This window comes from Citrobacter sp. CK180, assembly GCF_030333655.1.
In the GTDB taxonomy this organism is placed as follows: Bacteria; Pseudomonadota; Gammaproteobacteria; order Enterobacterales; family Enterobacteriaceae; genus Citrobacter_B; species Citrobacter_B koseri.
This window is the reverse complement of record NZ_JAOWFM010000055.1, coordinates 292,646-306,396: the sequence shown is the minus strand read 5'-3', so window position 1 is coordinate 306,396 and position 13,751 is coordinate 292,646. Positions and strand designations below refer to the sequence as shown.

Genomic DNA, 13,751 nt, shown 5'->3' with positions numbered 1-13,751 from the left:
TAACCATTATCTCCACTGGACTTAATAATTTCTTAATGAAAGCACGGTAGAAAAGGCCAATGTATTAAAGACTGACGGGCCATTCTATGAAAAGCAGCACAAGTACACTGAGTGTTATTATTCCGTTATACAATGCGGGTAATAGCTTCCAGGCATGCATGGAATCTTTGATTGCACAAACATGGAATGCGCTGGAGATCATCATTGTTAACGACGGGTCTACCGACAACTCCGTTGATATCGCAAGGTATTTTGCCGATACCCATTCACATGTTCACCTGTTGCATCAGGATAATGCAGGCGCGTCCGTGGCCCGCAACCGGGGGTTGGCCGCGGCGACCGGCGACTACGTTGCTTTTGTCGATGCCGATGATTTGGTGTATCCGAACATGTATGAAACGCTGATGACCATGGCGCTACAGGATGACCTGGATGTGGCGCAGTGTAATGCAGACTGGTGCATTCTTGAGACGGGGCATACCTGGCCATCCATCCCCACGGATCGCATTCGGTCGACAGGGGTATTAACCGGCCCGGACTGGCTGCGTATGGGGCTGGCTTCACGCCGCTGGACGCATGTTGTCTGGATGGGCGTTTATCGGCGCGCCCTTATTGAAAAACACGCGATTAGCTTTGTTCCTGGATTACATCATCAGGATATTCTGTGGACCACGGAAGTGATGTTCAATGCCACGCGCGTACGCTATACCGAACAGGCGTTGTATAAATATTTTCTTCACGATCAGTCTGTTAGCCGCCTGAAACGACAAGGTGAGCGTAATCTGCATTACCAGCGACACTACATTAAAATCACGCGTTTATTAGAAAAGCTGAATAGTGATTATGCGGATCGCATTCCCGTCTATCCTGAATTTAAGCAACAAATTACCTGGGAAGCGCTGCGGGTGTGTCATGCGGTGCGTAAGGAGCAGGACACGCTTATTCGCCAGCGGATGATCGCCGAAATATTTGCCTCTGGCATGTATAAGCGCATGATGCTTAACATACGAAGCGCGAAGGCGGCTTATCAGGCGCTGTTGTGGTCGGGTCGGTTATACCGGTGGCGTGATAAAACGGCCTCGCACCACCGCGTTGCCCGTAAAGCGATTAATCCGCGTTAGCGTTCTGGGGGGCAGCGATCTTGCCCCAGCCTTGCCACTGATGCCGGAAGTAGTTCACCATCGTGCTCTGCGTAATGCTTTCGCTTAACACGCTAAAGAACCGGCTGGCGTAGACAGGTTCTAACGGTTTCTTCGATTTACACACCTTCACGCCGCGGAACGGATTTCGCGGTGCATCCGGCGTACCGTTTTTCGGTGGCGTCAGATTTGGCGTAGAGGTATCTGTCTGCGGCTCGTCGAGCAGGCTGCTCGGACGCACCAGCGTAATATCCGCAGGCAGGTTATAGACCATCTGCTGAAGGACTCGCACCGTTGATGGATGCGGGTGCCCAATCGCGATAGCTGACCCGTTGCGACGGGCTAACTCAATGGCGCGATTAAACTGGCGACGAATATCCGCTTCGTTCTGCGTATCATCAAGGAACACTTTGCGCTTAATCACCTTCACGCTCGTCCCGGAGGCGGCACGCATCGCCTGACTGTTGCCAATGGTCATGCTGTCGAGGAAGTAAAGATTATAACGCTCCAGCGCCTGCATCACTTTTTGCATGCCAAACAGGCTGGAGGTCATCGCGCTGCCCATGTGGTTGTTGAGACCCACGGCATACGGCACCTTATTCACCGCATCGCGAATAATGCGTTCAATTTCGTCGCTGCTCATCTCCGGGCGCAGCGTATCTTTCTCCAGCGGCTGCTTGCTCAGCGGCGCCATCGGCAGATGGATCAGCACCTCATGCCCGCTGTTGTGCGCTTTGGTTGCCATTTCACGGGCATGTGGGGCATTGGGCAGGACGGCAACGGAGAGGGCGGACGGCATCGCCAGCACCTGATTTTCATTGTGCGGACGATAACCAAAATCGTCGATTACGATGGCGAGTTTGCCAGCAAAAACAGGGGTGGCGAATGCCAGTAGGCTGGCGAGTGAGAGTATTGTGCGACGAAAGTGAGGCAAAACTTATCTTCCCAACCACGGCTGTGGATTGACGGCCTGACCCTGGCGACGAATTTCGAAATAGAGTGACGGTCGGCCCTGACCGCCGCTGCTGCCTACAAGCGCAATAGGCTGGCCTGCGCGAACCTGTGTGCCAACGCTGACCAGTGCGCTCTGGTTATACCCGTAAAGGCTCATATCGCCTTTACCGTGTTCCACGACGACGACCAGACCGTAGCCCTGCAACCAGTCCGCCAGAATCACCCTACCGTCCGCGATTGCTTTGACTTCAGTGCCTTCAGACGCACCGATAACCATCCCTTTCCAACGTAGCTCACCTTGCAGCTGTTCGCCATAACGATGCAGCGTTGGGCCGCGAACGGGCCAGAATGCCTGACCGCGCGGTGAACCCAGACCGCCGGTACGGGACATCAACGATTTTTCGCTTTCGGTTGGTTTGTAGGTTGTGCCTTTGCGGGTGGCTTCCTGCTGACGATTGCGCACCGCCTGCGCTTCGCGGGCTTCTCGCTCCGCCCGGGCTTTGGCGGCCGCCTCTGCGCGCGCGATGCTGTTGCGCAGGCGGGATTCGTTCGCTCGCAATTCACTTAACTGCTGTTGCCCCTGCTGGATTGACGACTCAAGACCGGCGATCGTTTTCTGACGCTCATTACGCGCCTGCTCCAGCTTCGCCTGTTGGGCGCGTTGTTCATACAGCAGCGTCTGTTGCTGGCTCTGTTTCTCTTCCAGCGCCGCTTTCTGAGACGCCACCTCTTCACGCGTCTGTTTCAGTTCGGCAATGGTGTCCTGGCGCGCCTGGTTCAGATAACCGAAATAGGCCTGCAAACGCTGCCCGCGCTGGCTCTCTTCACCGCTAAGAATGAGCTGAATCCCCGTATGCTCGCCCTGGCGAAACGCCGCATCCAGCTGTGCGGCAAGGCTGCGTTCCTGAATGGCTTTTTGTTGTTCCAGCTTCGCGATAGACGCGTTCATCGCGTCGATCTGCTTATTCAACTGGGCAAGGGTATTCTGGGTTTCACGCAGTTTACGCGCGGCGGCGGAGATGGCCTCTTCCTGCGTTTTGAGCTGTGCGAGCAAACTGGAACGTTGCTGCTGTTGCTGGCGTACGGCGCGCTCTTTGGCGGCGATATCCGCCTGGATGGATTTGAGCTGATCGCGGTCATCCGCATGGGCGGAAAAGGCGCACAACAATACGCCAGCGCTCAACACGCTGGCGTAAATCACGGGCCTGACTGAAAACCTGCGTGGTTTCACGGCCCGTGTAATGGAATTAAACGCCTTTCCCCTCATGGGGAAGGATTATTCCACGATGAACAGCGGCTTACCAGTCATCTCTTTCGGGATTTCCATACCCATCAGCGTCAACATCGTCGGTGCGATATCAGAAAGTTTGCCGCCTTCGACCGCTTTTACGCTTTTCGCGCCGACATAAATCAGCGGAACCGGCAGGTTGGTATGCGCGGTGTGCGCCTGGCCGGTGGATGGATCGCGCATCTGCTCGGCGTTGCCGTGGTCTGCGGTGATCAGCAGTTGGCCGCCAACGGACTCAACCGCTTTAGCAACCTGCTCAACACAGTGATCCAGCGCTTCAACTGCTTTAACCGCCGCTTCCATCACGCCAGTGTGACCGACCATATCACCGTTCGGGTAGTTACAGATGATGGTGTCATACTTGCCGCTCCCGATAGCCGCAACCAGTTTTTCGGTCAGTTCTGCGGAACTCATTTCCGGCTGTAGATCGTAGGTCGCCACTTTAGGCGAGTTGATCAGGATGCGTTCTTCGCCTGCAAACGGTTCTTCTACGCCGCCGTTGAAGAAGAAGGTGACGTGGGCGTATTTTTCCGTTTCGGAAATGCGCAGTTGGGTTTTGTCGTTCTTCGCCATCCACTCGCCGAAGGTGTTTGCCAGCGATGCCGGTGGGTAAGCCACGGCGGTTTTGATATCAGCGGCGTACTCGGTCAGCATGACGAAGTTCAGATTAACCACTTTCTTACGGGCGAAGCCGTTGAAATCCGCATTAACGAACGCGCGGGTAATTTCGCGGGCGCGGTCAGCACGGAAGTTCATGAAAATCAGCGTGTCGCCGTCTTCCATCGCGGCATCGGCCTGACCTTCCGCGCGAATGACGGTCGCTTTCACAAATTCGTCGTTTTCGTCGCGCGCGTAAGCGGCCTGCAGGCCAGCAACGGCGGTATCGGCCTGGAATTCACCCTGCGCCAGCGTCATCAGGTCATAGGCCTGCTCAACGCGATCCCAGCGGTTGTCGCGGTCCATTGCATAGTAACGACCAATAATGGACGCTACGCGGCCTTTGCCCAGCGCGGCAAACTTGTCTTCGAATTTTTTCAGCGAGGATTCCGCGCTGCGTGGCGGGGTATCGCGGCCATCAAGGAAGGCGTGCAGATAAATTTTCTCTGCGCCGCGTTCTGCGGCCAGCTCGACCATCGCCATGATGTGGTCTTCGTGGCTGTGCACGCCGCCCGCAGACAGCAGACCCATAATGTGCACGGCTTTACCGGTATTTTTCGCCTGATCGACCGCCGCCGTCAGTACCGGGTTAGCGAAGAAGGTACGTTCTTTAATTTCAACATCCAGGCGCGTCAGATCCTGATACACGATACGGCCCGCGCCCAGGTTAACGTGACCCACTTCGGAGTTGCCCATCTGACGGTCCGGCAGACCCACTTCCAGACCGGAAGCGTCGATCAGGGTATGCGGACGTTTTGCCCACAGAGCATCCATTACCGGGGTTTTGGCATTCAAAATGGCGTTATCCTGGCTGTCTTCACGGTAGCCATAGCCATCCAGAATCACCAGTACCATAGGTTTTTTAGAAACCGACATTGCGACAACCTCACACTCAATAGACAAAATAATTGCGTAATTTTACTACAGCTGAATCGATAAAATAGCCTCAGAAGATCAAAGAATGGGGCAGAGAGCGAGCCGGGGACGGCGCGGATCGACGTTTTTTTTCCGTAGCGCCCCGCAAAAATGCAATCCATTGCACGCTCTGGCTGTATTTGCGCCAACGCGCAGGTATACTCCTTTCCTGGTTTTTTAATCACTGAGTCGGGAGTTGTTACCCCCCATGCAAGAAATTATGCAATTTGTTGGCCGCCATCCCATACTGAGTATCGCCTGGATTGCGTTACTGGTGGCGGTGTTGTTCACCACTTTCAAAGGCCTGATGTCTAAAGTTAAGGTTATTACTCGCGGCGAAGCGACGCGTCTTATCAACAAAGAAGACGCCGTTGTGGTGGATTTACGTCAGCGTGACGACTTCCGCAAAGGCCATATCGCGGGCGCGACTAACCTGCTGCCGAGCGAAATCAAGGCCAACAACGTTGGCGAGCTTGAAAAGCACAAAGATAAGCCTCTGATCGTGGTTGATGGTTCCGGTATGCAGTGTCAGGAATCCGCAAACGCACTGATCAAAGCGGGCTTTGAGAAAGTTTTTGTGCTGAAAGAAGGCGTTGCGGGCTGGAGCGGTGAGAACCTGCCATTAGTGCGCGGGAAATAACGCGTTACTCAACACGGGAGATAAGTCATGGCCAACATCGAGATCTACACCAAAGCAACCTGCCCGTTTTGCCATCGTGCAAAAGCGCTGTTGAGCAGTAAGGGTGTGAGTTTCCAGGAACTTCCGATTGACGGCGATGCCGTAAAACGTGAAGAGATGATCAGGCGTAGTGGCCGCACGACGGTTCCGCAGATTTTTATTGATGCACAGCACATTGGCGGCTGTGACGACTTGTATGCGTTGGATGCGCGTGGTGGACTGGATCCCCTGCTGCGTTAAAACATGCCGCAAGTATTTTAAGGACAACACTAAAGGGTTTTCTACACATGTCAGAACAAAATAACACCGAAATGGCTTTCCAGATCCAACGTATCTACACCAAGGATGTGTCTTTCGAAGCGCCAAATGCACCGCATGTTTTCCAGAAAGATTGGCAGCCAGAGGTTAAACTTGATCTTGATACGGCGTCTACTCAACTGGCAGATGACGTATACGAAGTGGTACTGCGTGTTACCGTAACGGCTTCCCTGGGCGAAGAGACCGCTTTCCTGTGCGAAGTTCAGCAGGGCGGCATTTTCTCCATCAGTGGTATTGAAGGAACTCAGATGGCGCATTGCCTGGGGGCATACTGCCCGAACATTCTGTTCCCGTATGCCCGCGAATGCATCACCAGCCTGGTTTCACGCGGCACGTTCCCGCAACTGAATCTTGCGCCGGTTAACTTCGATGCGCTGTTCATGAACTATTTACAGCAGCAGGCTGGCGAAGGTACTGAAGAACATCAGGATGCCTGATGAACCAAAGTAATGCTTCAATGACTGTGATCGGTGCTGGCTCGTACGGCACCGCTCTTGCCATCACCCTGGCGAGAAACGGCCACCAGGTTGTCCTGTGGGGCCACGATCCTAAACATGTCGCGACCCTTGAGCGAGACCGCTGCAACGTCGCGTTCCTCCCTGATGTGCCTTTTCCCGATACGCTACGCCTTGAAAGCGACTTAGCCACCGCGCTGGCGGCCAGCCGTAACATTCTGGTGGTGGTGCCAAGCCATGTCTTTGGCGAGGTGCTGCGACAGATTAAACCGCTGATGCGTCCTGATGCGCGCCTGGTCTGGGCGACCAAAGGTCTGGAAGCGGAAACGGGGCGCCTGTTGCAGGATGTCGCCCGTGAAGCGCTGGGCGATGACATCCCGCTGGCGGTGATATCCGGCCCGACGTTCGCTAAAGAACTGGCGGCGGGTTTGCCGACGGCAATTTCTCTGGCGTCGACGGACGAAACCTTTGCGGATGATTTGCAGGAACTTTTGCACTGCGGTAAGAGTTTTCGCGTCTACAGCAACCCCGATTTCATCGGCGTGCAGCTGGGCGGTGCGGTGAAAAACGTGATTGCGATTGGCGCAGGCATGTCTGACGGCATCGGTTTTGGCGCAAACGCACGTACCGCGCTGATCACGCGTGGGCTGACGGAAATGTCGCGTCTTGGCGCGGCGCTGGGGGCCGATCCGACCACCTTTATGGGAATGGCGGGTCTGGGCGACCTGGTTCTGACCTGTACCGACAACCAGTCGCGTAACCGCCGTTTTGGCATGATGCTCGGTCAGGGCATGGATGTTCAGAGCGCGCAGGACAAAATTGGTCAGGTGGTTGAAGGCTACCGTAATACAAAAGAAGTTCGTGAGTTGGCGCACCGTTTTGGTGTCGAAATGCCAATAACCGAGGAAATTTATCAAGTATTGTATTGCGGAAAAAACGCGCGCGAGGCAGCATTGACGTTATTAGGTCGTGCACGCAAGGACGAGCGTAGTCGCCACTAGCCGTAAGGATCTGTTTTATTAAATGACCCGGCCCGCGAAGAACGGGCCGGTCGTTAGCCTGATACCTGGAGTCAGCAATGTCATGTGAAGAACTGGATATCGTCTGGAACAATATTAAAGCCGAAGCCCGGGCTCTGGCGGACTGTGAGCCGATGCTGGCCAGTTTCTACCACGCGACGCTACTCAAGCATGAAAACCTGGGCAGTGCGCTGAGCTATATGCTGGCGAACAAACTCGCATCTCCGATTATGCCTGCCATCGCCATCCGTGAAGTGGTGGAAGAGGCCTACGCCGCCGACCCGGAAATGATCGCCTCTGCTGCCTGTGATATTCAGGCGGTACGCACCCGCGACCCGGCGGTAGACAAATACTCGACGCCGCTTCTGTATCTGAAAGGCTTCCATGCTCTCCAGGCCTACCGTATCGGCCACTGGTTATGGAATGAAGGCCGCCGCGCGCTGGCGATATTCCTGCAAAATCAGGTTTCTGTCACCTTCCAGGTCGATATTCACCCGGCGGCGAAAATTGGACGCGGCATTATGCTCGATCACGCGACGGGGATTGTGGTCGGTGAAACGGCGGTAATCGAAAACGATGTCTCGATCCTGCAATCGGTCACACTTGGCGGGACCGGGAAAACCAGCGGCGATCGTCATCCCAAAATTCGTGAAGGCGTGATGATTGGCGCCGGGGCGAAGATCCTTGGCAATATCGAAGTGGGGCGCGGCGCGAAGATTGGCGCGGGCTCCGTGGTCTTACAGCCCGTACCGCCACACACCACCGCAGCGGGCGTTCCGGCGCGGATTGTCGGCAAGCCCGACAGCGATAAGCCGTCAATGGATATGGATCAGCATTTTAACGGGATTCACCATACGTTCGAATACGGCGACGGCATCTGACTTTATGCCCGGTGGCGCTACCGCTTACCGGGCCTACCAGCTCCGTAGGTCGGATAAGGCGTCAGCCGCCATCCGACAAAAATCAACGACGCAATACCGCGCCAGGATACCCCAACTGGCGCCATGCCTCATACACCACGACCGACACCGCGTTCGACAGGTTCATGCTGCGGCTGTCCGGCATCATTGGAATACGAATTTTTTGTTCTGCGGGCAGCGCGTCGAGAATGGTCGCCGGTAAACCGCGCGTTTCCGGGCCAAACATCAGGTAGTCCCCATCCTGATAACTCACCGCGCTATGGGCAGGGGTGCCTTTGGTGGTCAGAGCAAACAGACGCTGTGGGTTTTCGGCAGCGACAAAGGCGGCGTAATCGTGATGGCGCTGTACGGCGGCAAACTCGTGATAGTCCAGCCCCGCGCGGCGCAGACGTTTATCATCCCATGTGAAGCCCATCGGTTCGATAATATGCAGACGAAAACCGGTATTGGCGCAAAGACGAATAATATTGCCGGTGTTTGGTGGGATTTCTGGTTCGAATAATACGATATTCAACATGCTTAACTGCCCCCTTAAGTGCGGGGGGCAGAATAGCAGAAAATACGTTCACCCTCATCCTGTAGGCCTGATAAGCGTAGCGCCATCAGGCTCCCCGATGCACATTACATTGCCGGATGGCGGCTGACGCCTTATCCAGACTACGCCGCATCACCCTGCGATAGTGGCGCCAGCGCAGCCGGAACAGACTTACCGAGTTCCTGCACCAGTGAATCACGGCTGATCTCGCTGATTGATTTTGCGCCGGTCAGCGTCATGGCGACTTTCATCTCTTTTTCGATCAGATCCAGCAGGTTCGCCACGCCAGCCTGACCCGCCGTCGCCAGCGCGTACAGATACGCACGGCCAAGCAGTACGCTATCGGCCCCAAGCGCAATCATGCGTACCACGTCCAGACCATTACGAATTCCGCTGTCCGCCAGAATGGCGATATCGCCTTTCACCGCATCGGCAATGGCGGGCAGGGCGCGGGCGGAGGAGAGTACGCCGTCGAGCTGGCGGCCGCCGTGGTTAGAGACCACGATGCCATCAGCGCCAAAGCGTACCGCGTCGCGGGCGTCTTCGGGATCGAGGATCCCTTTGATCACCATTGGGCCGTCCCAGAATTCACGGATCCACTCCAGGTCTTTCCAGGAAATCGACGGATCGAAGTTGTTCGCCAGCCAGCCGATGTAATCTTCCAGCCCGGTCGGTTTGCCAAGGTAGGCGGAGATATTGCCAAGATCGTGCGGACGACCGTTCAGGCCGACATCCCAGGCCCATTGTGGATGGGTCGCAGCCTGCCAGTAGCGGCGCAGGGCGGCATTCGGGCCGCTCATCCCGGAGTGGGCGTCACGGTAACGCGCGCCAGGCGTTGGCATATCGACGGTAAAGACCAGCGTGGAGCAGCCCGCCGCTTTGGCGCGCTCCAGCGCGTTACGCATAAAACCGCGATCGCGCAGGACGTACAGCTGGAACCACATCGGGCGTTTAATCGTCGGCGCGACTTCCTCGATGGGGCAGACAGAAACGGTGGAGAGGGTAAACGGAATCCCTTTCGCATCGGCGGCGGCGGCGGCCTGAACTTCACCGCGACGCGCATACATTCCGCACAGGCCAACCGGAGCCAGTGCAACCGGCATCGACAGCTTTTCGTTAAACAGGGTGGTTTCCAGGCTCAGGTCGGACATATTCTTCAGCACGCGCTGGCGGAGCGCCACCTCTGACAAGTCTTCCACGTTACGACGCAGGGTATATTCCGCATAGGCGCCGCCGTCGATGTAGTGGAACAAGAAAGGGGGCAGAATGCGTTGGGCTGCGGCGCGATAATCGCTGGCTGCTGAAATGATCATGCTTTGTTCTCCCTGGAAATCTCATTATGGTCACCGGGCAGGCGGGTAATACGCGCCTGGCGGGCCTGGTCTTCATCAAATCGTTTAATGGTGGTGTGGACGAAACTGAGGTGCGCCATCATGGCTTTACGTGCGCCGTCGGCATCACCGGCCAGAATGGCGTCCATCACCGCCTGATGTTGTTCCGTCAGTTTTGAAAACACCGGCGGAACGAGATACATACGCTGGCGGCTCTGCTTCACGGATGATTGCAGGACATCAAAGAAGCCGCGCATGGTCTGCAACAGCACGACGTTGTGCGAGGCCTCCGCAATCGCGAGATGGAAGCGAACATCCGCCTGGGAGGCGAGGTCCGGGTCTTCACTGAGCGTGGCGTCGAAGCAGAGCTTAATTTTCTCTTTATCAGCGGGCGTGGCGCGCATCGCGGCGTGCCAGGCGGTGCTGGCTTCAATGGCGTGGCGGGCTTCCAGAATGTCGAAGCTGTAGTCCGGGTCGTCCGCCATCAGCGTTTTCAGCGGCTGAACGATATTCTGTTCGGACCAGGTTTCATGCTGCCAGCGAACGAACGTTCCGCCGCCCCGGCGGCTTATCAGCACGCCTTCACTGACCAGTTTCGCCAGCGCCTCGCGCAGAGAATTGCGCGACACGCCCAGTTGTACGGCCAGCTGGCGCTCGGCGGGCAACTTCATGCCCGCCTCCAGCTGTTGTTCTTCAATCAGCGCCCGCACACGAGAGGCAACCTCGTCTGACAGGCGTTTTGGCATCACAATCACGGAATCATCCAGGTTAAGACATAGGCCTGAAGTGTGGTAATCACACCCACCATGCAGGTGAAAATCAGGCTGTGTTTAACGGTAAAGCGGAACAGGTCGGACTCTTTCCCTACCAGACCCACTGCCGCACAGGCAATGGCGATAGACTGCGGAGAGATCATCTTACCGGTTACGCCGCCGGTGGTATTCGCCGCCACCATCAGCACGTCAGAGACGCCGATTTGCTGGGCGGCCGTCGCCTGCAGGGCGGCAAACAGCGCGTTTGATGAGGTATCAGACCCCGTCAGGAATACGCCCAGCCAGCCAAGGAACGGCGAGAAGAAGGTAAAGGCGCTGCCCGTATGCGCCAGCGCTAACGCCAGCGTAGAGGAGAGCCCGGAGTAGTTAGAGATAAACGCGAATGCCAGCACCATCCCGATGGAGTAGATCGGCAGCGCTAACTCTTTCAGCGTGCTGCCGAATGTCTGGATTGCGGCAGATGGTTTCATTTTCAGCCAGACGACGGACAGCAGCGCAGCGAACAGAATGGCCGTACCGGTAGCGGAGAACCAGTCGAACTTATAGACCGCAGCGTAGGCGGTTGCTTCATGCACCACTGGCGGCATACGGGCAACCAGCTTATCGAGATGCGGAACCGGAATATTAATCACCCAGTCGTACAGCGCGCCGCCTGGGGCAAACATCGCTTTAAACGGCGGAACGCTCCAGAGGGTAACGGTCGCTGTCAGGAACAGGAACGGCGACCATGCGCGAACGACTTGACCAACCGTGTAATGGGTGCGGTCCAGCGTCTGATCGACCTGTGAAGCGCCCATATCGCCAAAGCGGAAAATACGTACCGGCTGCCAGCGTTTCAGGAACAGCGTCAGGCAGACCAGCGAGACCAGCGACGAGATGATGTCCGGCAGTTCCGGGCCGATAAAGTTAGAGCTGAGGTACTGGGCGATAGCAAATGAACCACCCGCCACCATCACCGCAGGCCAGGTCTCTTTCACGCCGCGCCAGCCGTCCATAATCGCCATGATCCAGAACAGTACGATAATGGTCAGGAACGGCAGTTGACGGCCGACCATCTGGCCGATCTCAAAGCTGTCCAGCCCGGTGACCTGACCGGCCACCAGAATCGGAATCCCCATCGCGCCAAACGCGACTGGCGCGGTGTTGACGATCAGGCACAAACCCGCCGCATACAGCGGATTAAAGCCCAGGCCGACTAGCAGAGCCGCAGTAATCGCCACTGGCGCGCCAAAGCCCGCTGCCCCTTCAAGGAATGCCCCGAAGGAAAAGCCGACGATCAGCATTTGCAGACGCTGGTCAGGGGTAATCGACAATATTGATGACCGGATGATGTCGAATTGCCCGGTTCTGACAGAGATTTTATAGACAAAGACGGCGGCGATAATGATCCAGGCAATTGGCCACAGACCATAGAAGAAGCCATACACCACCGCAGCCAGAGCGTTATCCACCGGCATTTTGTAAAACAGCAGCGCGACAGCCAGCGCGATTGCGACCGTCCAGGAGGCGGCGATGTAGCCTTTCAGCTTGAGCTTAATCAGCGCGAAGAAAAAGAACAGGATCGGAAGCGATGCGATCAGGCTGGAAATCCAGATGTTACCGGCCGGATCGTAGTTTTGTTGCCAGAGATTCATTGCAGGTCTCCTGAGGGTCACACGCATAATGCAATGAGTCTTTTGCTCATCTCTTTATCACATTATGTGTAAAAGTGGCCCTGCCAATATTGGGATGTAGGGGTAATGACAATAAATGGTTAATCAAATGTTGCTTATTGGCAACGCTAGTGTAGGTGAATTTTAATGAACTGTGAACCAGTGATCGGATTAAGGGATAATTGGTTGGGCCAATTGAGGGAGGGGAGGGAAAGGGCGGGCCGGGCAAGCGTGCGCGTACCCGGCAGAAGGTTAAAACTCGGTTTTTGCGAAACCGGTCATCTCTTTCAGGCCCATTTCACGGCCTAACGCCGTCATTGGGTGGACGACAACCAGACCGCGCACGCTTTTCTTCAGCTTGCCCATATCGGCCTGTTCTTTTTTGGTAATCGCGCGGCGAAACGGCAGGTTCATCAGCTTTTGCGCTTCTTTACTCAGCTTCTGGCTGTGAACGTCACGCAGGCGCACGATCTCGGCTTCCAGCGTGGCTTTCTCTTTTTCCAGCTCGGCATATTTGTCAGCGGCATCGACAAGGGATAGTGAGGCCTGCTGGTGGCGGATGGCGTCCAGGCGATCGCTCAGACGTTTAATTTCGTTTTTTTCGACTTCTTTCATGGGATAGCTTCTGATGGAACCAGGATGAATTTTCTATAGTATGCGCGCAGAGCGGGATTATTCACAACTAATGGGATAAAAATAATCAAATAAGGCAAGTATTATAATGCTAATTGATTGTGTAACGTCTTGATTTAATACTTATTTAATAAACAAAACGTGATGTTAACGGTTTCTGCATGGCGGTTTGCGATTAAGCACGTTTTCCCCAATAGAAAACCCTGTCTGAGCCTAAACTAAAATTAGCGGCCGCGCATTCCCCGACGCGGAGAATACATGGAGATATCATCATGGTTAAAATAGGTGACAACGTTCCGCTTCTTATTGATAAGGCTGTAGATTTCATGGCTTCGAGTCAGGCATTTCGGGAGTATCTGAATAAAACGCCGCCGCGCGATATGGTTCCTGATGAGGTGCCGAAGGCAAATGCGCAGATGTACCTGCAACGTCTGGAATATTATCGCCAGCTCTATCAGCCGCAGCCGGAAGAAAAACAGTAAG

At 55.5% G+C, this 13,751-nt stretch carries 15 protein-coding genes; 7 read left to right on the top strand and 8 right to left on the bottom strand.

Annotated elements, in window-relative coordinates; genetic code table 11:
* The first annotated feature begins 86 nt into the window (after positions 1 to 86).
* Positions 87 to 1,121 carry a glycosyltransferase gene (locus tag OGV50_RS20255; protein ID WP_115608705.1) on the top strand — a complete coding sequence of 345 codons (1,035 nt, stop codon included), beginning with the start codon at positions 87 to 89 and terminating at the stop codon, positions 1,119 to 1,121.
* Here OGV50_RS20255 and OGV50_RS20250 read toward each other — a convergent pair.
* From OGV50_RS20250 to gpmM, 3 genes are read right to left on the bottom strand one after another with little or no spacing between them, the layout of a single operon-like run.
* A complete protein-coding gene (locus OGV50_RS20250) occupies positions 1,108 to 2,073 on the bottom strand; it encodes a divergent polysaccharide deacetylase family protein (protein WP_101744171.1) in 966 nt (321 codons plus the stop codon). The genes OGV50_RS20255 and OGV50_RS20250 overlap by 14 nt on opposite strands.
* Before the next feature lie 3 nt (positions 2,074 to 2,076).
* Positions 2,077 to 3,336: a murein hydrolase activator EnvC gene (envC, locus tag OGV50_RS20245; RefSeq protein ID WP_286488741.1), complete on the bottom strand. Its 1,260-nt coding sequence runs from the start codon at positions 3,334 to 3,336 to the stop codon at positions 2,077 to 2,079.
* A 33-nt stretch (positions 3,337 to 3,369) separates the two neighbouring features.
* Positions 3,370 to 4,914 (bottom strand): 2,3-bisphosphoglycerate-independent phosphoglycerate mutase, encoded by a 1,545-nt coding sequence (gene gpmM, locus OGV50_RS20240; RefSeq protein WP_286488724.1) that lies wholly within the window; start codon positions 4,912 to 4,914, stop codon positions 3,370 to 3,372.
* Between the two features lie 247 nt (positions 4,915 to 5,161).
* Here gpmM and OGV50_RS20235 point away from each other — a divergent pair, with 247 nt between their 5' ends.
* The 5 genes from OGV50_RS20235 (at position 5,162) to cysE (ending at position 8,305) form a co-directional block, all read left to right on the top strand.
* Complete coding sequence (locus tag OGV50_RS20235) at positions 5,162 to 5,593, top strand: rhodanese-like domain-containing protein (RefSeq protein WP_012135748.1); 432 nt, start codon at positions 5,162 to 5,164, stop codon at positions 5,591 to 5,593.
* A 27-nt stretch (positions 5,594 to 5,620) separates the two neighbouring features.
* Complete coding sequence (gene grxC, locus OGV50_RS20230; RefSeq protein ID WP_200093274.1) at positions 5,621 to 5,872, top strand: glutaredoxin 3; 252 nt, start codon at positions 5,621 to 5,623, stop codon at positions 5,870 to 5,872.
* A gap of 47 nt (positions 5,873 to 5,919) precedes the next feature.
* On the top strand, positions 5,920 to 6,387 hold the full coding sequence (secB, locus tag OGV50_RS20225; RefSeq protein WP_003024155.1) for a protein-export chaperone SecB: 468 nt from the start codon (positions 5,920 to 5,922) through the stop codon (positions 6,385 to 6,387).
* The gene (gene gpsA, locus OGV50_RS20220; RefSeq protein ID WP_012135746.1) at positions 6,387 to 7,406 is read left to right on the top strand and encodes an NAD(P)H-dependent glycerol-3-phosphate dehydrogenase; all 1,020 of its coding nucleotides are present in this window, start codon (positions 6,387 to 6,389) and stop codon (positions 7,404 to 7,406) included. Before secB ends, gpsA begins: the two co-directional genes overlap by 1 nt.
* 77 nt (positions 7,407 to 7,483) lie before the next feature.
* Positions 7,484 to 8,305 (top strand): serine O-acetyltransferase, encoded by an 822-nt coding sequence (gene cysE / locus OGV50_RS20215; RefSeq protein WP_012135745.1) that lies wholly within the window; start codon positions 7,484 to 7,486, stop codon positions 8,303 to 8,305.
* A gap of 82 nt (positions 8,306 to 8,387) precedes the next feature.
* Here the strand turns inward: cysE and trmL are convergent, their stop codons facing one another.
* The 5 genes from trmL to OGV50_RS20190 all read right to left on the bottom strand — a co-directional run bounded on the left by trmL (position 8,388) and on the right by OGV50_RS20190 (position 13,250).
* Positions 8,388 to 8,861 (bottom strand): tRNA (uridine(34)/cytosine(34)/5-carboxymethylaminomethyluridine(34)-2'-O)-methyltransferase TrmL, encoded by a 474-nt coding sequence (gene trmL / locus OGV50_RS20210; RefSeq protein WP_012135744.1) that lies wholly within the window; start codon positions 8,859 to 8,861, stop codon positions 8,388 to 8,390.
* A 140-nt stretch (positions 8,862 to 9,001) separates the two neighbouring features.
* A complete protein-coding gene (lldD, locus tag OGV50_RS20205) occupies positions 9,002 to 10,192 on the bottom strand; it encodes a quinone-dependent L-lactate dehydrogenase (protein ID WP_047460285.1) in 1,191 nt (396 codons plus the stop codon).
* Positions 10,189 to 10,965: a transcriptional regulator LldR gene (gene lldR / locus OGV50_RS20200; RefSeq protein WP_012135741.1), complete on the bottom strand. Its 777-nt coding sequence runs from the start codon at positions 10,963 to 10,965 to the stop codon at positions 10,189 to 10,191. The genes lldD and lldR overlap by 4 nt, the downstream gene beginning before the upstream one ends.
* Complete coding sequence (gene lldP, locus OGV50_RS20195; RefSeq protein WP_012135740.1) at positions 10,962 to 12,617, bottom strand: L-lactate permease; 1,656 nt, start codon at positions 12,615 to 12,617, stop codon at positions 10,962 to 10,964. The genes lldR and lldP overlap by 4 nt, the downstream gene beginning before the upstream one ends.
* A 270-nt stretch (positions 12,618 to 12,887) precedes the next feature.
* The gene (locus OGV50_RS20190; protein ID WP_012135739.1) at positions 12,888 to 13,250 is read right to left on the bottom strand and encodes a YibL family ribosome-associated protein; all 363 of its coding nucleotides are present in this window, start codon (positions 13,248 to 13,250) and stop codon (positions 12,888 to 12,890) included.
* 290 nt (positions 13,251 to 13,540) lie between these two features.
* Between OGV50_RS20190 and OGV50_RS20185 the strand changes: the two genes are divergently transcribed.
* Positions 13,541 to 13,750, top strand: a complete 210-nt coding sequence (locus OGV50_RS20185; RefSeq protein WP_012135738.1) for a hypothetical protein — start codon at positions 13,541 to 13,543, stop codon at positions 13,748 to 13,750.
* Position 13,751 lies beyond the last annotated feature (1 nt).